This is a genomic window from Actinomadura sp. NPDC023710, from assembly GCF_040639875.1.
In the GTDB taxonomy this organism is placed as follows: Bacteria; Actinomycetota; Actinomycetes; order Streptosporangiales; family Streptosporangiaceae; genus Spirillospora; species Spirillospora citrea.
Genome location: NZ_JBFAGB010000002.1, coordinates 382,298 through 407,019 on the forward strand (window position 1 = coordinate 382,298; position 24,722 = coordinate 407,019).

Consider the following 24,722-nt stretch of genomic DNA (forward strand, 5'->3'; position numbering starts at 1 on the left):
TGAGCCCCCAACACGGCAGTGTCCGGAGTACGCTTCATTCGCCGGAAGAGGTCTCGGGCAAGTGCGTCCGTCATGCCAGGCGATCGACCGGTCCCCGGAACCACCCGTAGCCCCGTCACATCAGGATTGAGCCACATGCAGTCCGACATCGACGCCCAGCTCAGCAACTTCTTTGAAGACACGCCCCCGCGCGAGTTCGACGTGGTGCTTCGCGGCTACGACCGGCACCAGGTCGACGAGCACATCAAGCAGCTCGACAACGAGGTGCGGCAGACCCGCGAGCAGACCCAGGCCCTGCAGCGCGAGCTGTCGGACGCCCATCGCCAGCTGCAGGAGCAGGAACGTCCGACCTACTCCGGCCTCGGCGCCCGCATCGAACAGCTGCTGCGGCTCGCCGAGGAGCAGGCGACCGAGCTGGTCCAGGCGGCCCGCTCGGAGGCGAACGAGATCAAGGCCGCGGCCAAGGTCGACGCCGCCGAGCAGCGCGCCACCGCCGAGAACGACGCCTCCGAGCTGCGCGCCAACGCCCAGCGCGAGGGCGACGACATGCGGCAGGCGGCCGAGCGGGAGGCCGAGGAGGTGCGCACCTCCGCCCACCGCGAGGCCGACGAGCTGACCTCCACCACCGAGCGCGAGGTCGCCAAGCTGCGGGCCACCGCCGACCACGAGGTCGCCGAGAAGCGCGCCGGCGCCGAGCGTGAGATCGCCAAGCTGCGCACCACCACCGAGCGCGAGGTGGCGCAGCTGCGCGCGTCCACCAAGCGGGAGCGCGACGAGATCCTCACCACGGCCAAGCGGCAGGCCGACGAGATGCGGGCCCAGGCCCAGCGCATCCTGGAGGAGAGCGAGGCCCAGCGCGCCCAGGCCGAGGCCGAGTTCGAGATCCAGCTCGCCGCCCGACGCGAGGAGGCCGACCGGCAGGACGCCGAGCGCCACTCCGCCGCCCAGGCCGCGACGCAGAAGCTCGTCGCCGAGGCCGAGCAGCGCGCCGCGTCCGCCGAGCAGCGCGCCGCGAAGGCGACGCAGCAGGCCGAGCAGACCCGGCGCGAGGCCGACTCGCACGCCAAGCAGCTGATGGCCAACGCGCGCAAGAACTCCGACAACGTGATCGCCGAGGCCAAGTCGCAGGCCGAGCAGCTGCTCGCCGAGACCAAGTCCGAGGCCGACCGCGTCCGGACGGCGGCGCAGCGCCAGGTCGACGAGCTCACCCGGCAGCGCGACAGCATCACCAGCCACCTCAACCAGCTGCGCCAGCTCATCGGCGGCGTCGCGCCGTCGATGGGCTCCGAGCCCGAGCTGGCCGCGCCCCCGGAGAAGGCCGCGATCCCGGCCGCCGAGCCGAAGCCGGCCCCGGCGCCGCAGGCCCAGCCCAAGCAGCAGCAGCAGCCGGCCGCCAAGGCCGCACCCGCCAAGCCGGCCCAGGCCAAGAAGTCCGAAGAGGACGACGAGGACTGGTGGCAGGAGTGACCCCTTAAAGGTCGGGCATGACGGGAAGCCTGGAGGCGGTGAAACGCCTCCGGGCTTTCCGTCGTCTCAACCCCGTAGACGCACGACAGAGGAGAGCGGCGTGCCCGACGAGACCCCCCAGGACGACGGCCGTGAGCCCGTGCCCGGCGAGGGACGGTCCGCGACCGGCCGCCGGGTCCCCGCTCCGGCGCCGCCCGCCGACGACACCGACGAGGCGGACCGCGACGGCGGACCGTCCGGCGAGTCCCGCGACGGCGAGACCGGCACCAGCGAGACCGGCTCCGGCAAGGACGACACCGGTGACGACGACAGTGTCGCGCCCAGTGGTGCGCTGATACCCGAGGAGATCGAGCAGCCCGTGGGGGAACGCGACCCGGCGACCGGCGCCCCGGTCACCCTTCCGGCTGCGGCGGCCACCGCCGAGCCGGTGGCGCCCGAGCCCGGCGCGCCCGACCCGGCGCACGACGTCGAGCAGCGCAAGCGCGAGGCCGGCGTCGACCACCTGTTCCCGTTCGGCAAGCCCGGCCAGCCGCTCGGCCGCGCGCACCCGTTCGTGTTCGGGTTCACCGCGGCGCTCGGCGTCATCACGGCCTGGATGCTGGTGAAGGCCGCGACGAACGCCAAGTCGGTGCTCGTCATGATCGTGGTCGCGATGTTCCTCGCGGTCGGCCTCAACCCGGCGGTGGAACGGCTCCGCAGGTTCGGCCTCCCGCGCGGGGCCGCGGTCGCCACGGTGTTCCTGATCGTGATCCTGTTCTTCGCCGGATTCGTCGCCTCCCTCGTCCAGCCGGTGTCCGAGCAGGTCACCGAGCTGCGGCACAACATCCCCGAGTACGTCCAGCAGCTGCAGAACAACAAGACGCTGGCCGACTGGGACAAGCGCTACGGCCTGCTGGAACGCGCCGAGAAGACGGTGAACGGCGACGGCTTCCAGAAGGGCCTCACCGACACCGCCACCGGCATCGGCAAGGTCGCGATCAACGGCATCTTCCAGACGATCACGATCCTGATCCTGACGCTGTACTTCCTCAGCTCGCTGCCGCAGATCAAGACGTTCTTCTACCAGCTGGCGCCGCGCACCCGGCGGGCCCGCGTCGCCCTGCTCGGCGACGAGATCCTCGACCGGATCGGCGGCTACGTCGCCGGCCAGTTCACGATCGCGCTCATCGCGGGCGTGTGCTCGTACATCTTCCTGTCGATCCTCGGGGTGAAGTACGCGCTCGCCCTGGCGCTGATCGTCGCGGTGACCGACCTCGTCCCGCTCATCGGCGCCACGATCGGCGCGGTGGTCGTCTCCCTGGTGGCGTTCCTGACCGGGACCACGACCGACCTCATCGTCTGCGCGATCTTCTACGTCGTCTACCAGCAGGTGGAGAACTACCTCGTCTACCCGCGGGTGATGAAGCGGACCGTGGACGTCCAGCCGGCGGTGACGATCGTGGCGGCGCTGGTCGGCGCGGCGCTGCTCGGCGTGGTCGGCGCGCTGCTGGCGATCCCCACGGCGGCCGCGATCTCGCTGCTGATCCGCGAGGTCGCCATACCGCGCCAGGAGACGCTGTAGGCCGGGCTCCGGGGCGCCCGCGCCGGGCTCAGCGCGCGGTGCGGGCGAGGGCGGCGGCGAACTCCGCCACCGCCTGGTTGAACAGGTCGGGCTGCTCCACCGCGCACAGGTGCCCGGCGCGCGGGATGACCAGCAGTTCGGCGTTCGGCATCGCCTCGGCCATGGCGCGGGCCTCGTCCTCGGTGGCCGGCGCGTCCTCGTCCCCGATCATGACGAGCGCGGGGACGCGGAGGCCGCCGAGCGTCGCGGAGGAGTCCGCGCGTCCCGCCATGGCGCGCTGCGCCCACGCGGCGGCGAGCGGCGGCGCCGCCTGGACGAGCCCGCGGACCCGCCCGTAGACCAGCGCCCGCTGCCGGAGGGTGGTGGGGCCGACGAGACCGGGCAGCACCTCGTCCACGAGGACGCGGGTGCTGTGCTCGCTTTCCAGTGTCTCGGCCTGCCGCAGCCGGTTCTCCCGGGCGGGGGCGGTGTCGGCGGTGGCGCGGGTGGCGGCCAGCACGAGGCCGAGGACGAGGTCGGGGTGCCGCCGGCACAGCGCCATCGCCACGTACCCGCCCATGGACAGCCCGCCGACGACGGCCCGCCGGACGCCGAGCGAGCGGCACGCGCGGGCGACGTCGTCGGCCATCGCGTCGACGGACGGCTCGTCGTCGCCCAGCAGGGAGCCGCCGAAGCCGCGCAGGTCGGGGGTGACGACCCGGAACCGGGCGGCGAGGCCCTCCCGCTGGGCGAGCCACATCGCCGACGACAGCGGGAAGGCGTGCAGCAGTACGAGCGGTGTGCCGGTCCCCACGTCCCTTGCGTACAGCTGCACCGTCATTGGGCAATGGTCGCCCGCCGGCGCGGCCGGTGGGACGGAGTGGCCGCGATCGGCCGCACGTGTTTATCTGTCCGTTTCATCCCATTCGGTGGGGAGCGGGCAGGCGGCCGGCGCGACCCGCTTGACGATCTCGTTCAGCACGATCCGGACGTAGGGTTCGCCCACCCAGAGGTGCTTGGCGTCGTCCACCGCGACCACCTCGGCCTGCGGGACGCGCTTGAACCGCTCCCGCGCCTCCGCCGGGCGCAGGTAGTCGTCGAACTCCGGCACCAGCGCCACGACGGGCCGCCCGTCGGCGCCCCACGCGTCGAGGTCGGCGTCGCCTGCCCTCTTCAACGGCGGCGACAGCAGGATCGCACCCTCCACCAGCGGGTCGAGCCCCCACTTGAGCGCCAGTTCGGTGCCGAACGACCAGCCGAGCAGCCACGGCCGCGGCAGGTCGTGGTACTCGGTGTACTCCAGCGCCGCCGCCACGTCGAACCGCTCGGTCTCGCCCTCGCCGAACTCGCCCTGGCTCGTGCCGCGCGCGGACGTCGTCCCCCGCGTGTTGAAGCGCAGGACGGCGAGGCCCGCGAGCGCGGGCAGCCGGAAGGACGCCTTGCGCAGGACGTGGCTGTCCATCATCCCCTCGGCCGTGGGCAGCGGATGCAGGCAGACCAGCGTCGCCACCGGCGGCCGCTCCGGCGGCAGTGCCAGCTCGCCGACCAGCTCCAGGCCGTCGGACGTGTGCAGCGTGATCTCCTCACGCCGCGCCGGCAGCACCGAGGCCGCCCTGATCTCCGCCATCGTTCTCTCCGTCTCACTCGGCCGGGCGGCGTCCGCCGCGCTCCGGACGCCGGTCGTCAGTAGCGCGGGGCGTTGCGCGACCGCAGGACGCGGGGCGACCGGCGGGTCCGGGCCTGCCAGCAGGGCCGGTGCCAGTGCCGCCGGTCGTCGCCGCCGTCGCCCGCCCGCCACGCGACGACATGGCCGACGCCCGGCGGGATCTCCTGGTCGCATCCCGGGCAGCGGTACGGCTTGGCCGCCCCCGCCCCGGAGACCGACCGGACGATCCATTCTCCGTCCGGCCCCTCCTCGGTCTCCTGAGCCCACGAAGCGCCCCCGCCTCCGGCGGAACGTCCAGATGCGGCACGGCGATTCTTCCGGGGGCTCATGCCCTAAAGCATATGAACTCGACCACCTTCACGAACGCAGGGGCTTTTCCGCCGTCGCGTGTTCCACGAGGAGGGGAGCCGGCGCCAGGGCCGGGTCGCGGGTCTCCGCGTGGAGGGCGCGCAGGACGGCGACGGCGCGATCGGGGCCGATGCGGTCGAGGTCGGCGATGGGGCCGGTCGGATAGCCGCAGCCCAGTGTCATCGCGGCGTCGATGGAGTCGGCATCGGCGTATCCGGCGCCGAGCATGGCGGCGGCGTCGTTCAGGTACGGCAGCCGCAGGGCGTCCACGATGAACCCGGCGCGGTCGCGGCAGCGCACGACGGTGAGGCCGAGACGCGCGAGGAGGGCGGCGGCGCGGTCGGCGACGTCCGGAGCGGTCGCGACCGTGGCCGACATCTCCACCAGGGCGCCGGCCGGGTCGGGGAGGTGCAGCCCGACGACGTCGGACGGACGCCCGGTGGCCATGGCCTGCCGGATCGCGGAACCGTCCGCGGAGCCGTCCAGCGAGGTGACGGCGATGACCGTGCCGGGCTTGACGGCCTGGACGGCGGCGGACAGCAGCGCCCGCGCCGCCTCGGGGTCCTGCGCGGCCTCGATGACCAGGTCGCAGCCGGCGAGTTCGGCGGCGGAGTCCACGACCTGGCCGCCCGCCCGGTCGCACAGCGCGGCGACCGCGTCCGCGAGCGGCCCGACGCCGACGACGCCCACGGTCGGCGCCGCGGCCTCGGGCGGCCCCTCGTCACCTGGCCCGGACTTGTCGTAGGTGTGGAAGCCGCGGCCGGTCTTGCGGCCGAGGAGCCCGGCGGTGACGAGTTCGCGGAGCAGCGGCGAGGCGGCGTGGCGGCGGTCGCGGGACTCGGCGTAGATCGCGTCCAGCACCTCGACGCAGGTGTCGAGGCCGATCAGGTCCATCAGGGTGAACGGGCCCATCGGCAGGCCGGCGCCCCCCTTCATCGCGGCGTCGATGTCGTCGCGGGTGGCGTGCCCGGTCTCCAGCATGGTCGCGGCCTGGTTCAGGTAGCCGAACAGGAGGCGGTTGGCGACGAACCCCGCCCGGTCCCCGATCGTCACCGGCGTCTTGCCGAGGCCCTTGACCAGGCCGGCCACCCGGGCGACGGCCTCCGGCTCGGTGAGGACGGTCCCGATGACCTCGACGAGCTTCATGACCGGCGCCGGGTTGAAGAAGTGCACCCCGACGATCTTGGTGGGGCGGCCGGTGGTGACCGCGATGTCGGTGACCGACAGGGAGGAGGTGTTGGTGGCGAGGACCGCGTCGTCCCGGCACACGCGGTCGAGCTCGGCGAACACCGTGCGCTTCAGGTCGAGCCGCTCGGGGACGGCCTCGATGACGAGGTCGCAGTCGCCGAGGTCGGCGAAGTCGGTCGACAGGGTGATCCGGCCGAGGATCTCGCGCCGGGCGTCCTCACCGAGCTTGCCGCGCTTGACGGCCCGTCCGGTCGAGGACTCCAGGTTGCCGCGCCCGCGCTCCAGCGCCTCCCGGTTCACCTCGATGCCGACGACCGCGAAGCCGCCGCGCGCCAGCACTTCGGCGATGCCCGCGCCCATCGTGCCCAGTCCGACGACCCCGACCCTGTTGAACGAACCACCAGTCATGAATCGCAGTCTTGCAGAGCGCTCGCCCGTCCCCCAGGGCGGGTACGACGGGGACGTGCGCCTCGGAATCCTCCTCCTCGCCGCCCGTTTCCCCGGCCAGGACGACGCCGCCGCCCTGTCCCGCACCGTCGAGGCCGCGGTCGCCGCCGAGCGCGCCGGGTTCGACGACGTGTGGCTCGCCGAGCACCACTTCATGTCGTACGGGGTGGTGCCGTCCGCGACCGTGCTGGCCGGGCATCTGCTGGCCGCCACCTCGCGGGTCGGCGTCGGGACGGCGGTCAGCGTGCTGTCCAGCCAGCATCCGGTGGCGCTGGCCGAGCAGGCCGCGATGCTGGCGCTGCTGTCCGGCGGCCGCTTCCGGCTGGGCGTCGGGCGCGGCGGACCGTGGCGCGATCTGGAGGTGTTCGGCACGGGCCTCCCCCGCTACGAGCACGGCTTCGCCGAATCCCTCGATCTGCTGCTGGCGTGGCTGCGTTCCGACCGTCTCGCCTGGTCGGGCGAGCATTTCGCCTTCCGGGAGGTGCCGGTCGTCCCGCGGGCGCCCGTCCCGCCGCCGGTGACGGTCGCCTGCACGTCCCCCGCGACCGAGGCGCTGGCGGCGGAGCGCGGCCTGCCGATGCTCCTCGGCATGCATGTCGGACCGGACGAGAAGGCCGCCGCCGTCGCCCGGCACGGCGACCCGTCCCTCCCCCACGTCTCCGCCCATGTGGCCCAGGTCGCCGACACGCGGGAGCAGGCGGTCGCCGCCCTCATGGACGGGATGCCGCGCTGGCTGGGCCCCGGCCTGGAGGGATACGTCGCCGTGGACGACCGCCCGCGCCCGTCCCGCGACCCCGTGGCCTACACGCGCCTGATGTGCGACCTCCACCCGATCGGCTCACCGGACGACTGCGCCGAGTCCCTCATCACCACGGTCGAGCGGACCGGCATAAGGCACCTGATCCTCCTGGTGGAGGCCGCCGGCTCCCGCGCCGCCACCCTGGAGAACATCACCCGCCTGGGCCGGGAAGTCCTCCCCGGACTCCGCGCCGCCACATAGCGGCGCGGCGCGCCGAACCGGTCGGCGCGCCGCGTGGGGCTGGGCGGGTCAGCAGTCTCGGAGTTCGGGGGACTGGTTGAGGATCTGTTCGCGGGCCGTGACGAACGTCCGGTAGGCGGAGGAGTCCTCGGTGGGGAAGACCGCGACGCGGTGGCAGTTCTGGAACGCGAGTCTCACCCCGAAGTAACGTTCCAGCGCGCCGCGCATGGCGTCGCTCGCGAGGACGCGGAGGAGTTGGCCGCGCGCCTTCTCGTCCGGCGGCGGGGTGAGGTTGTCGGCGAAGTCCCCGCCGTCCACCTGGAGCCGGGCGACGAGGCCGCTGACCATGTCCCAGGCGTAGGGGAGGGAGGTCCTGATGCACTCGACGAAGTCCGCGTCGCCGACCTCGCCCTTCTGCGCCGTCTCCAGCAGTTCCGGGGTCACGTCGAGAGACATGCGGGGTCCTTTCGCAGACGGAGGATGAACACCCACCCGCCGACGGTAATCACGGACCCGGGAGAATTCCAGGCTTGACAAAGGTTTTCATTCCGCTATGACCGCGGCCCCGGCCGGGCGGCCGGGGCCGTGATCATCGCGCGGGTGCGGCGTCGTGGTGGCGACGCCGCCGCGCCGCCGGGCGGGCGGCGATCCGCTCGGCGCGCTCGGCCCAGTACTCGCGGGCCCGGCGCACCAGTCGTGCGTCCCGCTCGGCCCCGGCCTCCGCGCGCAGCGCTCGGACCCGCTCGCTCATGAGCGACTGCATGATCTCGTGGTGGTACACGGCCCCTCCGAATGGCTCCGGGCCGATCGACACGGCCCGACATCCAAGAGACTCGCGCTAAGGTCCCCGTCCCCACATGGGCATGACGCCTTATATCGCCCGGTCAGTGGTCTTAGGCGCGCTCAGGGGCGGATGTCCCGGCGCGGCTGGCATGATCGCGGCATGCGCGAACCGCCGGCCGGGCTGGACGACATCGACTGGGCGGGCCTCGACCACGCCTACGGCTCGGCGGAGGACGTGCCCGACCTCCTCCGCGCGCTTTCCTCGGCGGACGAGGATGAGCGGCAGGCGGCGTTGGGGGAGCTGTTCACCAACATCTTCCATCAGGGAAACCGGTACGGCGCGTCCGCCGCGGCCGTCCCGTTCCTGCGCGCCCTGGCGTCCGATCCCGGCGCCCCGGAACGCATCTGGCCGCTCTACCTGGCGGCCGCGCTGGCCATCGGGTACGACGAGGCGCACCTGCCGTCCGGTGTCGACATCACGGCCTGGCGCGAGGAGGCGGCGCGGCTGCGCGAGACCGACCGTGCCGCGGGGGCGGAGCTCGCCGCCTACGACGCCGTCCGCGCCGGGCTGCCCGCCGTTCGGAGCCTGCTCGGCGATGACGACGCCGGAGTGCGGGCCGCCGCCGCGTACACGGTGGGCTGGTTCCCCGAGGATGCGGCGGCCACCCTCCCCGCGCTGGACGCGCTCCTCGACGTCGAGCAGGACCCGAACGTCATCGCGCACGCGCTCGTCGTAGCCGGGCTGCTGGAGGGCCGGGCGTTCCTCCCCCGGCTCCGCGAGCACCTGGCCGCCGCCGAGCCGCTGCCGCGCTGGGCCGCCGCGATCGCGCTCGCCCGGCTGGACGCGGCCGACGCACCCGTCATCGCCGAACTGGCAGCCTCCAGCACGTCCCCGCCCGAGGGGGAGGTGGCCTTTCTGGAGGGCGACCTGCGCCTCTACTCGGCACTGACGATCGCCGCGCTGGGCGAGGCGCCGCCCGCTGCCGTCGACGCCGTCCTCGACGGCCTGTCCCGCACGTCCGACGAGGCGTCGTTCCCGATGGCCGGGGCGGCACTCAGACTGACGTTCGGCACACCGGTCGTGCCGCTCCCCCGGTTCTCCGAGCTCAGCTCCGCGCAGCGGCGGACCGTCCGCACGATCGCCGAGCTGCCGTCCGAGAGCTGGCGGTGGGTCAATCTGCTGGAGATCCTCCGCGACTGGGGCCTGCCCACCGCCCAAGACGAGTGCCGCCGGTACGCCGGTCTCGCCTGAAGCAGGCCGGACGTCGCACTAAGGTGATGCACCGTGCGTCTCGTTATCGCCCGCTGCAGCGTCGACTACGCCGGCAAGCTCACCGCCCATCTGCCGATGGCTCTCCGCCTGATCCTGATCAAGGCGGACGGGAGCGTGAGCGTGCACGCCGACGACCGCGCCTACAAGCCCCTCAACTGGATGAACCCGCCCTGCTCGCTGCGCGAGGAGGTCTACGAGGAGAACGGTGCCGTCGCGCGCTGGACGGTCACGCACGGCAAGTCGGGCGAGCGGCTGATCCTCACCATCGAGGAGCTCCTGCACGACACCAGCCACGAGCTGGGCATCGACCCCGGCCTCCAGAAGGACGGCGTGGAGGCGCACCTTCAGGAACTGCTCGCCGAGCACATCACCACCCTCGGCGACGGCTACACCCTGATCCGCCGCGAGTTCCCCACCGCCATCGGCCCGGTCGACATCCTCTGCCGCGACGCCGCCAGCGCCACCGTCGCCATCGAGATCAAACGCCGAGGCGAGATCGACGGCGTCGAGCAGCTCACCCGCTACCTGGAGCTGCTGAACCGCGACCCGCACCTGGCCCCCGTCCGCGGCGTCTTCGCGGCCCAGGAGATCAAGCCCCAGGCCCGCGTCCTCGCCACCGACCGCGGCATCACCTGCGTCACCCTCGACTACGACACCCTGCGCGGCATCGAACACGAGGGCACCCTCTTCTGACGGCCCGTCCCGACGACCCACATCACTCCGTGGGCTCGTAAGCCTGTGCGGCGGGTCAGGAAACGGGGAGCAAGGCCGCGAATTCAGGCTTGAAGAGGGCTTTCACTTTTCCATAGGGGATAGGGAAAACGTAGGCATTCGTGCTGCTCAGATCCACTCCCCCGGAGGGCGGACCGAAATCCTGTCCCATGCAGACGAGGTCGAACTGCCGTTCGCCGAAGAACGGCAGCGCCCACGGGGGCGACTCTGGCCGCCGGGAGGTCGGGTAGAACGCCTCGCGGTGGAGGGGGTTGAAGAAACCGCCCGATCCGGAGAAGCCGATGGACAACTGCAGCTTGTCGGGTCCTTCCGGAATCCCGTCCCACAGCCGGGTCATTCCGGCCTCGCCGAACGAGGCGGGCTTGAAGATGTCGTCGGCCGTCAGCGCGCGGCCGGTGCGCAGGTCGACGGTGACGCCGAACCCCGGAAAGTAGCCGGGCCCCTTGCCGCAACTGCGCTGGAACTTCGGCACGTAGCGCACCGACACGAGGTCGGGGCCGCTCAACCCCTTGACGACGCTCGTGCCGAGCAGGTTCATCCGGCCGCCGCAGGCGGCGCGCGCGGCGGCGGTCTTGCCCCATTCCTTGTAGAACCTGATGGCCTGGTCGAGAGGGACGCGCAGGGCCTTGTTGGCCGCGGTCTGGACCGACGCCTTCTTCATCCCCTTGACCCGGGCGTACTGGCCGCCCTGGACCTTGAGCACCCGGTCGCCGTAGGTCTGGTTCAGGGAGGCGAGGGTGATCTGGGGCTCCTGTGCGGCCTCCGGGCGGGTCGTCTCGTAGGCGACCACGCTGACCGTCCCCGCCGCGGTCGCCCCCGCGACGACCAGAGCCGCCTTGGCCACGCTCGCCTTGGCGAGGAAGCCCGCCGAGGTCTTCCCTGCGCCCGTGGCGACGGTCCCGGCCGTTCCGGCGCCCCCTGCGCCCCCCGCCCCCGCTCCCCCGGCCCCGGCAGCGGCGCCCGCGCCGGCGGCGGTCGTTCCCGCCGGCGCCGAGATCCCCGCGGCGACGAGCGGGAACAGCATGGACAGCCCGGCCGCCGTCGTGGCCAGCGCGCGGATGCCGCGGCCCTCCCAGTCGTCCCCGTAGGCCGTGCGGGCGACGCTCTCCAGCTCGGCGACGAAGTCCAGGGCCCCGGCGTGCCGCTCCGCGGGGCTCTTCGCCAGTCCCCGGGCGACCAGTGGGCGCAGCGGTTCGGGGAAGTCGCCCAGCGGGACGGGGGCGGTGAGGTGCTGCCCGCGCAGCCCGACGACGCTGTCCGCGCCGAACGGGCGCCGGCCCATGACGCATTCGTAGAAGACGCAGGTCGCCGCGTACACGTCGGCGGACGGTCCGGCCTCGCCCGCCTGCCACTGCTCCGGCGCCATGTAGGACGGCGTGCCCGACCGCGACGCCGAACCGGCGGCCGACGCGATGCCGAAGTCGATGAGCTTGCTGCGCCCGTCCTCGGGGACCACCACGTTGGCGGGCTTGTAGTCCCGGTGGACGACGCCCGCCGCGTGCGCCGCCGCCAGGCCGAGCAGCGACCCCTTCAGGACGGTCAGCGCCGCGTGCGGTTCCAGCCGCCCGTGCTCGGCGAGGACCACCTTGAGCGAGACGCCGTCGACCGCCTCCATCACGATGGCGGCGCCGTGCTCGCTCTCCACCAGCCGGTACAGCCGGGCCACGTGCGGGCTCTCCACCCTGGCCAGCATCTCGGCCTCGCGGCGCAACGCCTCCAGCGGGGCCGGGTCCGCCCCGAGGGCGACGTACTTCACCGCGACCGGGAAACCGGTCTCCTCGTGCTGCGCCAGAACGACGCGTCCCTGCGCCCCCGCCCCGAGCTCCCGCACCTCGCGAAAACCGGAGATCTTCCACTCGCCCACATGATCTCCTCGACGCCCCGGCCTTGTTGATCACTGTGACGCGATGGTCCGCGAGGATGTTCGGTCCGATGTTCGGGACACGGCCTCGGCGTCACCCGGCACCGTGACGAAAGAAGGGCGGGGGCCCTTGCGGATTTTCGGGTACGCCTTCTCGACCTCCGAGGCCGGCGCGCCGACCTTGACGCCCTCGGGAGTGCTCGTGCCGTCCACGGCGACGATCGACGCGACGCCGAGTTCCGCCGAAAGGTACCCGTCCGAGCCCGAACTCCTCTGCGAAGCCTCCTTGAGGCCGAACGTGCCGCACCCCGTCCCTCCGGGGGGCTCCGACCGGACGTCGATGGGCCCCGCCGACTCGTCCTGCCGCCGCTCCCGGCCGAGCTTGGGAGCGCCGTGTCCGGTAGGCCCGGGGTAGGTCGGGCCGCCGGCTTCCCCGGGCATCCCGGGCGCCGCCGAGGATGCGGACGACGCGGCCCCGGGGGAACCGCCACCGGCTCCGGAGCAGCCATCGCCCCCCGCATGCCGCCAGCAGCAGACCGCAGACCGCCACCGCCGCGATGCCCACCCGTCGCAACAAGTCCAACCTCCCCGAAACGGCTTCGGCCATCCCACCATTCGGAACACGGGCGATGAATCAGCGGTAGCACTGATCATGTGGCCGTTTGTGGGCAACGACGGACCTTGCGCCGGTGCACCTCGTCCACTGGCGCGGCCTGGACGCGGTGGCGCGGCCCTCCCGGGGGGCGGACGAGCGGTCGAAGCCCCCTCCGGCAGAGCCGTCGTTCCAGACGGCTTCCGGCGAGGGCATCACATTTCCGGGGACCGCTCCGTCATAGGGGTGAGAAGCCGAGATTCCTCACTGAATCCAAGGGGTGGACGAGCATGCCTACGCAACGCGAGATCGACGAAGCCGAGATCCGGCAGCAGATCGACAAGATCGTCGAAGGGATCCGGACCAAGGACCTGAAGGCCCTGGAGCGGCTGTACGCGGCGGACGTCGTGTCCTTCGACGTCGAGCCGCCACTGCAGCACGTTGGGGTCGCCGCGAAGATGAAGAACTGGACGAACGTGTTCACGTTCTTCCAGGAGGCGGCGTACGAGGTCCGCGACCTGACGGTCACCGTGAGCGAGGACGTGGCCTTCGGGTACTGCTTCGGCCGGCTCAGCGGCACGCTCGGGAACGGAACGGCGACCGACGGCATGTGGGTCCGGGCGACCTTCTGCTTCCGGAAGACCGACGACGACTGGCTGATCGCGCACGACCAGGTCTCCGTGCCACTCGACATGGCGAGTGGCAAGGGAGTGATCGACCTCCAGCCCTGACGAGCCACCGGCCCGAGCCCCCAGTGCATGCGACAGGCCGAGCCCGTGACCTGGTCTCACAGGTCACGGGCTCGGCCTTGTCGCTGTCAGCGAGACCCTGCTTCGCGCCGACCGGACCCGCGTCCCCTGCGAATGCGAGGTCGGCGCGGTAACGAGCTACTGCCCCCGCCCTCGGACGGTCCCGAGCCTGAGGCCGCACAGATCCGCGCACCGACCGCCGAAGAATGCTGGCCCTTACCGAAAAGGACTACGCCAACGCGGTCCAGCACACCACTTACACGGCCCGGAAAGCACCTCGCCCAGAGCCGGACCCGCAGGCCATAACCCGCTGGTATCAGCACGTCAAGACGGAAGCAGCTCCTTGACGTCGTCCTCCCCTCCCGGACTGTTCTTGATGGTCGCCTAAGGCGGCCCCGCCGAACGGCGGAGGTAAACCAGACAGGAGGAGGCCATGGAAACGGCCTTTTTCGAAAGGATGACCGTTAGCGACTTGCTTCGAGCAATGGCGCACGGTCTGCTGACCGCAGAAGAGCTCACCGCCCGGTGCCTGAAGCGCATCGAGCTTCTGAACCCCCTGCTGCACGCAGTCATCAGCGTGAATCCGCACGCGTTGGCAGAGGCCCGCAAGGTCGATCGCCTTCGGGCCTCGGGCTTCCCGCTCGGTCCGCTCGCCGGGATTCCGGTCCTGGTGAAGGACAACATCGACACCCTGGGCCTGCCCACCACGGCGGGCTCCGAGGCTCTGCGCCACGCCCTGCCGCACCGCGACGCGGAGTTGGTGGTCCGGTTGCGCCGAAGTGGCGCGATCATCCTGGGCAAGGCGAATCTGACGGAGTGGGCCGCCTACCGCTCCGAGGTCCCGCACAACGGGTGGAGCCCGGTCGGTGGCCAGACCAGGAATCCCTACGTCCTGGATCGGTCGCCCTTCGGGTCCTCCAGCGGTTCCGCGGTCGCGGCGGCCGCCGGTCTGGCCCCGGTGACCATCGGCACCGAGACCTTCGGCTCCATCGTCTCGCCCTCCGGGATGAACGGCGTCGTGGGCTTCAAGCCGTCCCTGGGACGGGTCAGCGGGGCCGGCATCGTGCCGATCTCGCCGTACCAGGACACGGCCGGGCCGATCACCCGGAACGTGGCCGACGCGGGCGCGGTGTTCGAGGTGATCGCAACGTCCCGCCGCGCCATCCGTCTGGAACCGGGCCTTCTGGCCGGGACCAGGATCGGTCTGTGGAACGGGGTCAGGAAGAGGGCGAGCCATCAGGATGAGAATCGTGTTCTCGCCGAAGCCACGGCGAAGCTGCACGAACTGGGCGCGACCATCGTCGAGGTGGACCTGTCCGTATTCGACACGTCCGAGGTGCTCTCCTACGAGTTCAAGGTGAGCATCAACGACTACCTGAGCTCGATCGGCGGCGACGGCCCGCACGATCTCGACGAGCTGATCGCATTCCGGAGTCATCCTGCCGAGCGGACGTCCGATCTGGGGCTGGCCAAGTTCGAGCAGGCCCAGGATTCGGACATGGCCCGCCGGCCGAGTGACTACCTGGAAGAACGCGTGCAGATCACCGAGGAGGCGCGCGACAGCCTTGACGGCGTCTTCGTGCGTCACCGCCTGCACGCGATCATGAGCCCGACCAACGGCCGGGCGCCGGAGATCTCCGAGCGCGACATCGCCTGGCTGCACTCCTGCGGCCCGGCGGCGGTCGGCGGATATCCGAGCATCACCGTCCCGGCCGGCTACGCCGACTCCCAGCTCCCGCTGGGGGTCTCGTTCACAGGCCGCAGGAACCGCGACGAGGAACTCCTGGGTCTCGCCTACTCCTTCGAGCAGGCGACCTTGGCGCGCAAGCGGCCCCTGTACCTGCCCACGCTTCCGGTGTGACACCCGGCACGTGTGACAGGTGACCTCCGACCGGCCCCAGCCACCCGCTGGGGCCGGTCCCTTCACGCTCCCCTCCGCCAACTCTGGACAGTGGACGGGCGTTGCCGGGACGATTCATGGCCGTGAACCAGAGCGTGCGCCTACGACCGGCCGAACCGGATGACTACGACCGCATCGTCGGTGTGGTGGACGACTGGTGGGGGCGGCCGATCAGGGCGATCCTGCCGCGCCTGTTCCTGGATCACTTCCACCGCACAAGCCTGGTCGCCGAAGACGGCGTCGGCCTTGCGGGGTTCCTCATCGGACTGTTGTCGCCTTCGATGCCCGACACCGCCTACATCCACTTCGTCGGCGTTGCGCCCCGTCTTCGCGGCAACGGCCTGGCCCGTCGCCTCTACCACCAGTTCTTCGACCTGGCCGCGACCGAGCGTCGCACAGAGGTGAAGGCGATCACCTCTCCACAGAACCTCGGTTCCATCGCCTTTCACGCCGCGATGGGTTTCACGGTCACCGGACCCGTCGCCGACTACGACGGCCCTACGATCGACCGCGTCGTCTTTCAGCTCCGACTCCCCCCAGGACGGGAAGCCGGTCGGTGATGTGGGCGTAGGGGTCCCGTGGTGTCGGACGGGGCGGGCATCATGGCGGGCATGACGTTTCAAGCCAGCGGCAGCTTCGACATCGAGGCGTGGGACGCCGACAAGCCCTATGACGAGCAGGGCGGCAACCGGCTGACCCGGGTCCACGTGGGCAAGACCTTCCACGGCGACCTCGTGGGGACGAGCTCCACCGAGCTGATCACGGTGGAGTCGCCGGCGGGTCCGGTCGCCTATGTGGGGATCGAGCACGTCCAGGGGATCCTGCACGGCCGTGAGGGGACGTTCGTCCTGCAGCACAGCGCGGGCAGCGAGGACGGGACGGCCGACACCCAGTGGCTGCGGTGGCTGATCGTCCCCACCTCGGGGACGGGGGAGCTCGCCGGGATCCGCGGCGTCGGCCAGATCTCCGTCACCGAGGACGGCGCGCACACCTGGGCGCTGGAGTACACGCTGGACTGAGCGCCGACCAGCGGCCGGTAATGTTCGGGTCATGCCCCCGGTCACCGGCGACGCCACGCGTGAGCGCATCATCGACGCGGCCGAAGTGTGCTTCGGCCGTTTCGGCGTGGCCAAGACCACGGTCGAGGACATCGCCGCCGCCGCGAAGCTGTCGCGGGCGACCGTGTACCGCAGCGTCACCGGCGGACGGGACGAGCTGATCCTCGCCGTGGTGGTGCGCGACCTGCGGCGGTTCCTGGACCGGCTCGCCGAGAGGCTGCGCCGGGAGCGGTCGGTCTCGGAGGCGATCGTCGAGGGCACGCTGGACGCGGTGAACTACGTCCGCGAGGAGCCGGCGATCGCGCACTTCCTCGTCCCTGAGGCGGCGGGGCACATGCAGGCGGCGGTGGCGGGGGCGGCCGAGCCCGTGCTCGCGCTGTGCTGCGAGTACGTGCGGCCCTATTTCGATCAGGCGCAGCGGCAGCGGACGCTGCGCGCCGACATCGAGGTGGAGGGGACGGTCGAGTTCCTCTTCCGCATCATCACCTCGCTGATCGTGATGGACCGGGACCGGGACGCCGACGGGCTGCGCCGCTTCCTGCGCACCTACGTCGTCCCGGTCATCGCGGCGCCGGCGTCCGGGCGGACGGCCTCCGCATGAGGACCTGGGACGGGACGCCGCGGAGACGGCGCGGCGAGAGGGGCCGGGAACGATGAATGGCACTGCGCGCGAGAAGCGGGGAGGCGCGGCCGTCCGGCCGAGCCCGGTGTTCCTCGCGGTCGTGGGGGCGACCGTCCTGTGCGGCCTGATCGCCTGGCGGTACGGGACGATCCTGGACAAGCCAGGCCGGATCGCGCTGTTCGGGTTCGTGATCTCGGCGTGGGTCCTGTCGCTGTCCCTGCACGAGTTCGGGCACGCGTACATGGCCTACCGGTCGGGCGACCGCAGCGTCGCCGCCAAGGGCTACCTGACGCTCAACCCGCTGAAGTACTCCGACATCACGCTGAGCTTCCTCATCCCCGTCGTGTTCATCGTGCTCGGCGGCATCGGCCTGCCGGGCGGCGCGGTGTGGATCGACCGGCACGTGATCCAGGGCCGGCTGCGCCACAGCCTGATCTCGGCGGCGGGCCCGCTGTCGAACGCGCTGTTCGCCATCATGCTCGCGGTGATCTTCAAGAACTTCGCCGACGCCGACCACGCGCTGTTCTGGTCGGGCCTGGCGTTCCTGGCGTTCCTGCAGGTGACCGCCACGATCCTGAACCTGCTGCCGATCCCCGGGCTGGACGGCTTCGGGATCGTCGAGCCGTACCTGCCGCGGCGCCTGGCCGACCAGGCGAACGCCTACGGCGGCTACGCGTTCCTCATCCTGATCGCGCTGCTGTGGCTGGGCCCGATCAACGAGGGCTTCTTCAACGTCATCTACTACCTCACCGACGCGATCGGCCTCGGCGAGTTCCCGTTCCGGGTCAACGGCTCGATCGACCACTTCCCGATCGAACTCGGGCACTATCTGTTCCAGTGGTGGAAGAACTAGGCTGTGTTTCACAGGCCCGGCCCACTTCGCTCGCCTGGCGGCTCGCTACGTGACCGGACCTGGGCGAACGCGGCATCGCTTCGCGATCAGCCCGGTTTCGCTCGCCTCCGGCTTCGCTGCACCGGGCAGGTCACGCGTTCGCGCGCGTGCCTGAGGCCACTTCGAGACAGGCCCTAGCCCGTCAGGTGGCGGACGATGCGGCGCAGCTGCTCGGCGTAGTGCTCCTGGAACTCGGGTGACTCCGGGTCCATCCCGAAGACGTGGCGGACGGCGAGCGGCTTGGTGACCGGCGCCGAGACCAGCGCCATCACGGCGAACATGATCGCGGCCGGGTCCAGGTCGCCGGGCAGTTCCCCGGCGGCCTGGCGGCGTTCGATGTCGGACAGGTCCTCCCGGGGGCCGGGCGGGATGTCGTCCAGGTCCTCGGTGAGGCCGCGCCAGGCGTTCAGCCTCGTGCCGCGCGGGTCGTCCAGGACGTGCCGCAGGTACCGGCCGACGATCTCGTCGAACGGGACGTCCGGGTCGTTGAACTCGGCCTCCCGCTTCAGCCAGCGGCGGTGGAGCTCGCAGTACAGCCCCTCCTTGCCGCCGAAGTAGTAGTTGATCAGCTGCTTGTTGACGCCGGCGCGGTCGGCGATGTCCTGGACGCGGGCTCCCGCGTAGCCCTTGGCGGAGAACTCCTCCAGCGCGGCGTCCAGCAGCAGGCGCCGCGACCGCTCGGCGTCCAGCGTGCGCTCGTCCGGGGCGGGAGCACGCCTCGCCTGTTTCGTCGCCGGCCGCTTCGTCGGTTCCGTCACGTTCCCCATGGTAGCCGGGCTTCTGAGAAGTTCAACCATCCTGCTGTTTGACAAGTTCATCCAATTGGTTGAAGCTGGCCGCATGATTCTCGTAACCGGAGCGACCGGCAATGTCGGACGCCATCTCGTCGGCGAGCTGCTCACCGCGGGCGCCGCCGTCCGCGCGCTGTCCCGGGACCCCGCCACCGCGAACCTGCCCGGCGAGGCGCAGGTCGCCCGCACCGACGAGATGCCGCTGGACGGCGTCACGTCGCTCTTCCTCAACCCGGCCGTGTTCTGGCACGGCCTCGACGACCTGCTCGCCCGCGCGGTCGACCACGGCGTCCGGCGCGTCGTCATGCTCTCGTCCGCCGCGGCGCTGGACGACGACCCGTCCAACGACCTGGCGGTGCACCACCTCGCCATCGAGCGGGCGATCGAGGCGACCGGGATGGAGTGGACGTTCACGCGTCCCGGCGAGTTCGCCTCCAACGCGCTGGGGTGGCGCGAGGCGATCCGCGCGGGCGAGCCCGTCCGCGAGCCGTACGCGACCGCGCGCAGCACGCCGATCCACGAGCGCGACATCGCGGCCGTCGCGGCGAAGGCCCTGCTCACCGATGCCCTGGTCGGCGCCAAGCCGGTGCTGACCGGCCCCGAGCAGCTCACCCATCCGGAGATGGTCGGGCTCATCGGGGAGGCGGCCGGCCGGCCGGCGCGGTTCGAGGAGGTCGCTCCCGAGCAGGCGCGGGAGGAGATGCTCGGCCGCCCCTACATGCGCGAGGGCCTGGTGGACGTCCTGCTCCGCCTGCGCGCCCGCGCCGTCGACCATCCGGCCGCGCCGTCCGGAGAGGTCGAGCGGATCACCGGCCGCCCGGGCCGGACGTTCAAGGAGTGGGCCGCCGACCACGCCGACGACTTCCGCTGACCGCGTTCACGACCTTCACCGAACGCGCGCACGCCCCCGTTCCGACCGCCCCGCCGGGCCGCGAGCCGCGATGCTCGCGGCCCTGCCGCTCACCGGGCCGTTCGTCCCGCCGCGCTACCCGCGCTCGGCGGCCCGCTCGCGCTCGCCGAGGGACTCGATCTCCCGCGAGGCCCAGTCGAACCAGTCGCGGCGCATCGCGGCGAACCGCTTGCCGTACTCGATGACCAGCCGTCCGTAGACGGACAGGTCGTCCTCGCCCCAGTCGACGTTCTTCTCCAGGGCGGTCAGCTCGTCGAGGTACTCCCCGAGCCCGGCCACGTGCCCGCGCATGTAGCGCCGGGCCTCCGCCGGCTCGACCAGGCCGAGGAAGAAGACGCGCAGCAGCGACTCGTCCTTGCGGCTCCCCTTCGAGGGGACGTCCACCAGCCAGTGGCGCAGCTCCGCGCGGCCGGACTCGGTGATCCGGTACGCCTTGCGGCCGCGGGGTCCCTCCTCGGCGACCTCGATCAACCCGGTCTCGGCGAGTTTGCCCAGCTCGCCGTAGAGCTGGCTCTGCCGGGCGGGCCAGACGTTCCCCAGCGAGATCTCGAACATCTTCAGCAGGTCGTAGCCGCTGGCGCCGTCCATCTCGGCGATGAGCCCGAGCACCGCATGTCGCAAACTCATGCCCCGCACTCTAACCCTTCATAGTTGACATGTCGAAACTGGAATGTCTATCTTCGACATGTCAAAGTTGGAATGTGAAGCCAGGAGCCCCCGGCCATGCCGAAGTACTACGCCCGAACCTTCCTCCCCTGGATCCTGCTCGCGGTCGTCAGCGGCTTCGACGACCGGGCCGGCGCCGTCTCCGGGCTCGTCGCCGCGCTGGCCCTGCTCGGCCAGGACCTGCGCCGGGGCCGCCGCGCCGACTCGCTGATCCTGGAGATCTCCACCTCGGTGTTCATGGCCGTCCTCACCGCGCTCGCCTTCACCGTCCCCGGGTCGCCGGCGCTGGACTACGGCGCCTCGCTCGCGATCGGGTGGCTGGGGCTCACCGCCTGGGCGACGCTGCTGCTCGGACGCCCCTTCACGGCGGGCATCGCGCGCCGCCAGGTCACCGCGGAGATCGCCGCGACGGACGTGTTCCGGAGCATCAACCGCGTGCTCACCACCGTGTGGGCGGCGAGCTTCACCGTGCTGGCGGCCGCCCTCGGCTGCGTCCAGCACTGGTCACCGGACGACACGGCGCTGCTGGTCGCCGTCAAGATCGCCGGTTTCCTGGTCCCGGCCGTCGTCACCGCCCGGTACCCCGAGGCCGCGCGCAGGCGCCACCTCGCGCGGCTCGGGCTACCGTTGACGGAGGCGCCCGCCACGTCGCAGCCCGAGCCGTCCCCCCGCTGACCCTCGCCGAGGAGCGGCCCGGAAAGGAGCACCGAGATGGGCGAGAACATCACCGAGCGCCCCGCCACCTGGCTGGACGGTCATCTGGCCCCCGTCCCCGACGAGACCGACGCCCGCGACCTCCAGGTCACCGGCGTGCTGCCCCCCGAACTGACCGGCCGCTACCTGCGCAACGGGCCGAACCCCAAGCCCGGCGAGCCGAGCAGGCACTGGTTCACCGGCCACGGGATGATCCACGGCATCCGGCTGCGGGACGGCCGCGCCGAGTGGTACCGCAACCGGTGGGTGCGGACCGACGCCTACCTCAACGGGACGCCGTTCGTCCGCGACGACCTCACCTTCGACCGCCGCTCGGTGCAGGCCAACACCCACGTCGTCCCGCACGCGGGCAAGATCTGGGCGCTGGTGGAGGCCGGGTTCCCCTACGAGGTGACGCCCGACCTGGAGACGGTCGGCGCCTGCGACTTCGGCGGGCGGCTCACCAGTGCCATGACCGCGCACCCGAAGGAGGACCCGGTCACCGGTGACCTGCTGTTCTTCGGGTACGGGGCGTTCGAGCCCCACCTCTCCTACCACCGGCTGGCGCCGGACGGGACGCTCGCCGAGAGCCGCGAGGTCACGGTGGCGGGCCCGACGATGATGCACGACTTCGCGATCACCGAGAACCACGTGGTCTGGCTCGACCTGCCGGTGGTGTTCGACGTCGACCTGGCGTTGTCCGGATCGACCGGCATGCCCTACGTCTGGGACGACGCGTACGGCGCCCGGCTCGGTGTGATGCGCCGGGACGGCACGGACGAGGTCACCTGGTACGAGGTCGACCCCTGCTACGTCTTCCATGTCGGCAACGCCCACGAGGACGCCGCCGGACGGATCGTGGTGGACGGTGTGCGCTACCGTCCCGATAACTTCGTCACCCTCTGGGAGGACATCGGCGGAACCGTCGATCCCGCCACCGGGGCGGCGCGCTCGCAGACCGCCGCCCTGCACCGCTGGACCCTCGACCCCGCCACCCGCCGTGCGACCGAGGAGCCGCTCGACGACCGCGGCGTCGAGTTCCCCACGCACGACGACGCCCGCACCGGCAGGGAGCACCGCTACCTCTACACGGTGGGCGGCGAGTCGATCGTGAAGTACGACCTGCGCGGGCAGGGGACGTCCGCGCACGCGCTCGGCGAGGACGCGCACGTCGGCGAGGCGGTCTTCGTCCCGGCGGCGGGCGCCCGCGCGGAGGACGAGGGCTGGCTGCTATCGATCGTCACCCGCGGCTCGGCGTCCGAGCTGCTGGTGCTGGACGCGGCGGACCTGTCGCCCACCGCGAGCGTCCGGCTGCCGCGCCGCGTTCCGGCCGGATTCCACGGAAGCTGGATCCCCGACCCCCGAACCGGCACATAGGGTGGTTTACTAGCCGGTACTGCCGTGCAAGCAGTCACTTACCAGGCCCCTCCCGGGAGGTTCCCCATGTCCGTGGCCACGGAGAACACCGAGACGTTCGCGTCGCTGAACCCGGCCACCGGCGAGGTCGTCGCCGAGCACCCCGTCCAGGACGGCGCCGCCGTGGCCGCGGCGGTCGAGCGCGCCCGCGAGGCGGCCGGCTGGTGGCGCGCCCTCGGCTGGAAGGAGCGCCGGCTCCGGCTGCTGAACGTCAAGGGCTCGCTCACCCGCAACCTGAACCGGATGGCCGAGCTCATCCACCAGGAGACCGGCAAGCCGGTCCAGGACGCCCAGCTTGAGACGATCATGGCGATCACGCATCTGGACTGGGCGGCGCGCAACGCGCAGAAGATCCTCGGGCCGCGCAACGTCTACCCCGGGCTCATGGCGATCAACCAGCGCTGCGTCCTGGAGTACCAGTCGCTCGGCGTCGTCGGGGTCATCGGGCCGTGGAACTACCCGATCTTCACCCCGATGGGCTCGATCGCCTACGCGCTCGCCGCCGGCAACGCCGTGGTGTTCAAGCCGTCCGAGTTCACCCCGGGCGTCGGCGTGTTCCTCGCCGAGCTGTTCGCCGCGGTGATCCCCGAGCACCCCGTCCTGCAGACGGTCACCGGGCTCGGCGAGACGGGCGCGGCGCTCGCCTCGTCCCCGCACGTCGACAAGATCGCCTTCACCGGTTCGGCCCGCACCGCCAAGCGCGTCATGGCGGCCTGCGCCGAGAACCTGACCCCGATCGTCGCCGAGTGCGGCGGCAAGGACGCCTGCATCGTCGACGCCGGCGCCGACCTCGACGCCGCCGCCGACGCCGCGCTGTGGGGCGCCATGTCCAACGCGGGCCAGACCTGCATCGGCGTCGAGCGGATCTACGTCGTGGACGAGGCCTACGACAAGTTCCTCGGCAAGCTGACCGAGAAGGCCCGCGACCTGCGTCCCGGCTTCGACCGCGAGGCGGCCTACGGTCCCATCACGATGCCCTCGCAGCTCGACATCATCGAGCGCCACATCAAGGACGCGCTGGACAAGGGCGGCAAGGCGGTCGTCGGCGGCGCCGAGTCCGTCCGCAAGCCCTACGTCGAGCCGGTCGTGCTGACGAACGTCCCGGACGACTCGTCGGCCGTGCGCGAGGAGACGTTCGGTCCCACGATCACCGTCCACCGCGTGCAGGACATGGACGAGGCGGTCGAGAAGGCCAACCAGACCAGCTACGGCCTCGCCGGGACGATCTTCTCCGGTGACAAGTCCCGCGCGATGGACGCCGCCCGCCGGATGCGGTCGGGCATGACGTCCATCAACGCCTTCGCCGCCTTCGCCCAGGTCGCGGCCCTGCCGTTCGGCGGCGTCGGCGAGTCCGGCTTCGGCCGCATCCACGGCGCGGACGGCCTGCGCGAGTTCGCCCGCCCGAAGGCCATCACGCGCCAGCGGTTCGCGACCATGAACCTCACCACGTTCGCCCGCACCGAGAAGGAGATGGCGCGCGTCCTCGGCATGATCAACATGATCCACGGCCGCCGCTACAAGCGCTGACCGGTAGCGCCCCCGCCGGTCTCCGGCGGGGGCGCCGCCTAGACTCGGCACCATGAACGCCCCCGTGCGGAGCCGCCTTCAGGTGACCCTGGGTGCGCCGCCTCCGCCCCCGCCCGGTTTCCTGCCGTTCACCGGCGCCGACGTCCCGGCTCTGGCCGCCCTGATGTGGGACGCCTACCGCGGCACCCCCGACGAGGCCGACGTGGGGGACGTCCAGGGCGCCGTCCGCGAGATCCACCTCACCGTGGCCGGCGAGTACGGCGCGTTCCTCCCCGATGCGTCCTTCGTGGCCGACTACGAGGGCCGTCCCGTGGGAGCGGCCCTCGTCACCCTCTACAGGGACCGCCCCCTGCTCGCGTTCCTCTTCACCGCCCCGGCCCACGCGGGCCGCGGCCTGGGCCAGGGCCTCGTCCAGGCCGTCATGCACGCCCTGGCCGCGCAAGGCCACGACACCCTCACCCTGGCCGTGACGCGCCGCAACCGCCGTGCCCGCCGCCTCTACGACCGCCTGGGCTTCATCGAGGTCGCCTAGGGCCTGTCTCGAAGTGGCCTCGGCCGCACGCGCGAACGCGTGACCTGGTCGGTGGAGCGAAGCCGGAGGCGAGCGGAGCCGGGCAGATCG

26 protein-coding genes are annotated in these 24,722 nt (G+C 71.8%); 16 read left to right on the top strand and 10 right to left on the bottom strand.

Annotation, left to right across the window (positions count from 1 at the left end; genetic code table 11):
- The first annotated feature begins 135 nt into the window (after positions 1 to 135).
- Positions 136 to 1,467, top strand: coding sequence for a DivIVA domain-containing protein (locus AB0H37_RS03930; protein WP_179837232.1), 1,332 nt, complete (start codon positions 136 to 138; stop codon positions 1,465 to 1,467).
- 100 nt (positions 1,468 to 1,567) lie between these two features.
- Entirely contained in the window at positions 1,568 to 3,028 is a 1,461-nt protein-coding gene (locus AB0H37_RS03935; RefSeq protein ID WP_360611182.1) for an AI-2E family transporter, read from the top strand.
- A gap of 28 nt (positions 3,029 to 3,056) precedes the next feature.
- On the opposite strand, the gene AB0H37_RS03940 is transcribed toward AB0H37_RS03935, so the two are convergent.
- From AB0H37_RS03940 to AB0H37_RS03955, 4 genes are all read right to left on the bottom strand, one after another.
- Positions 3,057 to 3,848, bottom strand: a complete 792-nt coding sequence (locus tag AB0H37_RS03940; protein WP_329086249.1) for an alpha/beta fold hydrolase — start codon at positions 3,846 to 3,848, stop codon at positions 3,057 to 3,059.
- 63 nt (positions 3,849 to 3,911) lie between these two features.
- On the bottom strand, positions 3,912 to 4,634 hold the full coding sequence (locus AB0H37_RS03945; RefSeq protein ID WP_329086247.1) for an alpha/beta hydrolase: 723 nt from the start codon (positions 4,632 to 4,634) through the stop codon (positions 3,912 to 3,914).
- Between the two features lie 56 nt (positions 4,635 to 4,690).
- Entirely contained in the window at positions 4,691 to 5,002 is a 312-nt protein-coding gene (locus AB0H37_RS03950) for an ATP/GTP-binding protein (RefSeq protein ID WP_179837235.1), read from the bottom strand.
- Between the two features lie 28 nt (positions 5,003 to 5,030).
- Positions 5,031 to 6,617: a 3-hydroxybutyryl-CoA dehydrogenase gene (locus tag AB0H37_RS03955; RefSeq protein ID WP_329086245.1), complete on the bottom strand. Its 1,587-nt coding sequence runs from the start codon at positions 6,615 to 6,617 to the stop codon at positions 5,031 to 5,033.
- A 55-nt stretch (positions 6,618 to 6,672) separates the two neighbouring features.
- Here AB0H37_RS03955 and AB0H37_RS03960 point away from each other — a divergent pair, with 55 nt between their 5' ends.
- On the top strand, positions 6,673 to 7,656 hold the full coding sequence (locus AB0H37_RS03960) for an LLM class flavin-dependent oxidoreductase (protein ID WP_360611220.1): 984 nt from the start codon (positions 6,673 to 6,675) through the stop codon (positions 7,654 to 7,656).
- Positions 7,657 to 7,704: 48 nt separating this feature from the next.
- Here the strand turns inward: AB0H37_RS03960 and AB0H37_RS03965 are convergent, their stop codons facing one another.
- Both AB0H37_RS03965 and AB0H37_RS03970 read right to left on the bottom strand, forming a co-directional pair.
- On the bottom strand, positions 7,705 to 8,091 hold the full coding sequence (locus tag AB0H37_RS03965; protein WP_179837237.1) for an SCO5389 family protein: 387 nt from the start codon (positions 8,089 to 8,091) through the stop codon (positions 7,705 to 7,707).
- Between the two features lie 133 nt (positions 8,092 to 8,224).
- Positions 8,225 to 8,416 (bottom strand): hypothetical protein, encoded by a 192-nt coding sequence (locus tag AB0H37_RS03970; protein WP_329086242.1) that lies wholly within the window; start codon positions 8,414 to 8,416, stop codon positions 8,225 to 8,227.
- A 162-nt stretch (positions 8,417 to 8,578) separates the two neighbouring features.
- Between AB0H37_RS03970 and AB0H37_RS03975 the strand changes: the two genes are divergently transcribed.
- Together AB0H37_RS03975 and nucS are read left to right on the top strand one after the other, a co-directional pair.
- Positions 8,579 to 9,670: a HEAT repeat domain-containing protein gene (locus AB0H37_RS03975; RefSeq protein WP_360611186.1), complete on the top strand. Its 1,092-nt coding sequence runs from the start codon at positions 8,579 to 8,581 to the stop codon at positions 9,668 to 9,670.
- Between the two features lie 33 nt (positions 9,671 to 9,703).
- Positions 9,704 to 10,384 (top strand): endonuclease NucS, encoded by a 681-nt coding sequence (gene nucS, locus AB0H37_RS03980; RefSeq protein ID WP_360611188.1) that lies wholly within the window; start codon positions 9,704 to 9,706, stop codon positions 10,382 to 10,384.
- A 55-nt stretch (positions 10,385 to 10,439) separates the two neighbouring features.
- Here the strand turns inward: nucS and AB0H37_RS03985 are convergent, their stop codons facing one another.
- Together AB0H37_RS03985 and AB0H37_RS03990 are read right to left on the bottom strand one after the other, a co-directional pair.
- Positions 10,440 to 12,287 (bottom strand): serine/threonine-protein kinase, encoded by a 1,848-nt coding sequence (locus AB0H37_RS03985; protein WP_360611190.1) that lies wholly within the window; start codon positions 12,285 to 12,287, stop codon positions 10,440 to 10,442.
- A gap of 30 nt (positions 12,288 to 12,317) precedes the next feature.
- Positions 12,318 to 12,725: a hypothetical protein gene (locus tag AB0H37_RS03990; protein ID WP_360611192.1), complete on the bottom strand. Its 408-nt coding sequence runs from the start codon at positions 12,723 to 12,725 to the stop codon at positions 12,318 to 12,320.
- 441 nt (positions 12,726 to 13,166) lie between these two features.
- On the opposite strand from AB0H37_RS03990, the gene AB0H37_RS03995 reads away from it, so the two are divergent.
- The 6 genes from AB0H37_RS03995 to AB0H37_RS04020 all read left to right on the top strand — a co-directional run bounded on the left by AB0H37_RS03995 (position 13,167) and on the right by AB0H37_RS04020 (position 18,058).
- Complete coding sequence (locus AB0H37_RS03995) at positions 13,167 to 13,607, top strand: nuclear transport factor 2 family protein (RefSeq protein ID WP_329086231.1); 441 nt, start codon at positions 13,167 to 13,169, stop codon at positions 13,605 to 13,607.
- A gap of 451 nt (positions 13,608 to 14,058) precedes the next feature.
- Positions 14,059 to 15,486 (top strand): amidase family protein, encoded by a 1,428-nt coding sequence (locus AB0H37_RS04000; protein ID WP_329086228.1) that lies wholly within the window; start codon positions 14,059 to 14,061, stop codon positions 15,484 to 15,486.
- 116 nt (positions 15,487 to 15,602) lie between these two features.
- Positions 15,603 to 16,085 (top strand): GNAT family N-acetyltransferase, encoded by a 483-nt coding sequence (locus AB0H37_RS04005; protein WP_360611194.1) that lies wholly within the window; start codon positions 15,603 to 15,605, stop codon positions 16,083 to 16,085.
- A gap of 51 nt (positions 16,086 to 16,136) precedes the next feature.
- Complete coding sequence (locus AB0H37_RS04010; protein ID WP_179837244.1) at positions 16,137 to 16,544, top strand: DUF3224 domain-containing protein; 408 nt, start codon at positions 16,137 to 16,139, stop codon at positions 16,542 to 16,544.
- 31 nt (positions 16,545 to 16,575) lie between these two features.
- The gene (locus AB0H37_RS04015) at positions 16,576 to 17,184 is read left to right on the top strand and encodes a TetR/AcrR family transcriptional regulator (protein WP_329086224.1); all 609 of its coding nucleotides are present in this window, start codon (positions 16,576 to 16,578) and stop codon (positions 17,182 to 17,184) included.
- Between the two features lie 52 nt (positions 17,185 to 17,236).
- Positions 17,237 to 18,058: a site-2 protease family protein gene (locus AB0H37_RS04020; protein WP_329086223.1), complete on the top strand. Its 822-nt coding sequence runs from the start codon at positions 17,237 to 17,239 to the stop codon at positions 18,056 to 18,058.
- Positions 18,059 to 18,231: 173 nt separating this feature from the next.
- Here AB0H37_RS04020 and AB0H37_RS04025 read toward each other — a convergent pair whose 3' ends face one another.
- A complete protein-coding gene (locus tag AB0H37_RS04025) occupies positions 18,232 to 18,855 on the bottom strand; it encodes a TetR family transcriptional regulator (protein WP_229809975.1) in 624 nt (207 codons plus the stop codon).
- Between the two features lie 82 nt (positions 18,856 to 18,937).
- Here AB0H37_RS04025 and AB0H37_RS04030 point away from each other — a divergent pair, with 82 nt between their 5' ends.
- Entirely contained in the window at positions 18,938 to 19,759 is an 822-nt protein-coding gene (locus tag AB0H37_RS04030) for an NAD(P)H-binding protein (protein ID WP_360611197.1), read from the top strand.
- Between the two features lie 114 nt (positions 19,760 to 19,873).
- Here the strand turns inward: AB0H37_RS04030 and AB0H37_RS04035 are convergent, their stop codons facing one another.
- Positions 19,874 to 20,425, bottom strand: a complete 552-nt coding sequence (locus tag AB0H37_RS04035; RefSeq protein WP_179837249.1) for a PadR family transcriptional regulator — start codon at positions 20,423 to 20,425, stop codon at positions 19,874 to 19,876.
- Positions 20,426 to 20,521: 96 nt separating this feature from the next.
- Here AB0H37_RS04035 and AB0H37_RS04040 point away from each other — a divergent pair, with 96 nt between their 5' ends.
- The 4 genes from AB0H37_RS04040 (at position 20,522) to AB0H37_RS04055 (ending at position 24,632) form a co-directional block, all read left to right on the top strand.
- Positions 20,522 to 21,139 carry a hypothetical protein gene (locus AB0H37_RS04040; protein ID WP_329086215.1) on the top strand — a complete coding sequence of 206 codons (618 nt, stop codon included), beginning with the start codon at positions 20,522 to 20,524 and terminating at the stop codon, positions 21,137 to 21,139.
- Positions 21,140 to 21,175: 36 nt separating this feature from the next.
- Positions 21,176 to 22,534, top strand: a complete 1,359-nt coding sequence (locus AB0H37_RS04045) for a carotenoid oxygenase family protein (protein ID WP_360611200.1) — start codon at positions 21,176 to 21,178, stop codon at positions 22,532 to 22,534.
- 66 nt (positions 22,535 to 22,600) lie between these two features.
- Positions 22,601 to 24,100 carry an aldehyde dehydrogenase family protein gene (locus AB0H37_RS04050; RefSeq protein ID WP_329086212.1) on the top strand — a complete coding sequence of 500 codons (1,500 nt, stop codon included), beginning with the start codon at positions 22,601 to 22,603 and terminating at the stop codon, positions 24,098 to 24,100.
- 52 nt (positions 24,101 to 24,152) lie between these two features.
- On the top strand, positions 24,153 to 24,632 hold the full coding sequence (locus AB0H37_RS04055) for a GNAT family N-acetyltransferase (protein WP_179837253.1): 480 nt from the start codon (positions 24,153 to 24,155) through the stop codon (positions 24,630 to 24,632).
- Positions 24,633 to 24,722: the final 90 nt, after the last annotated feature.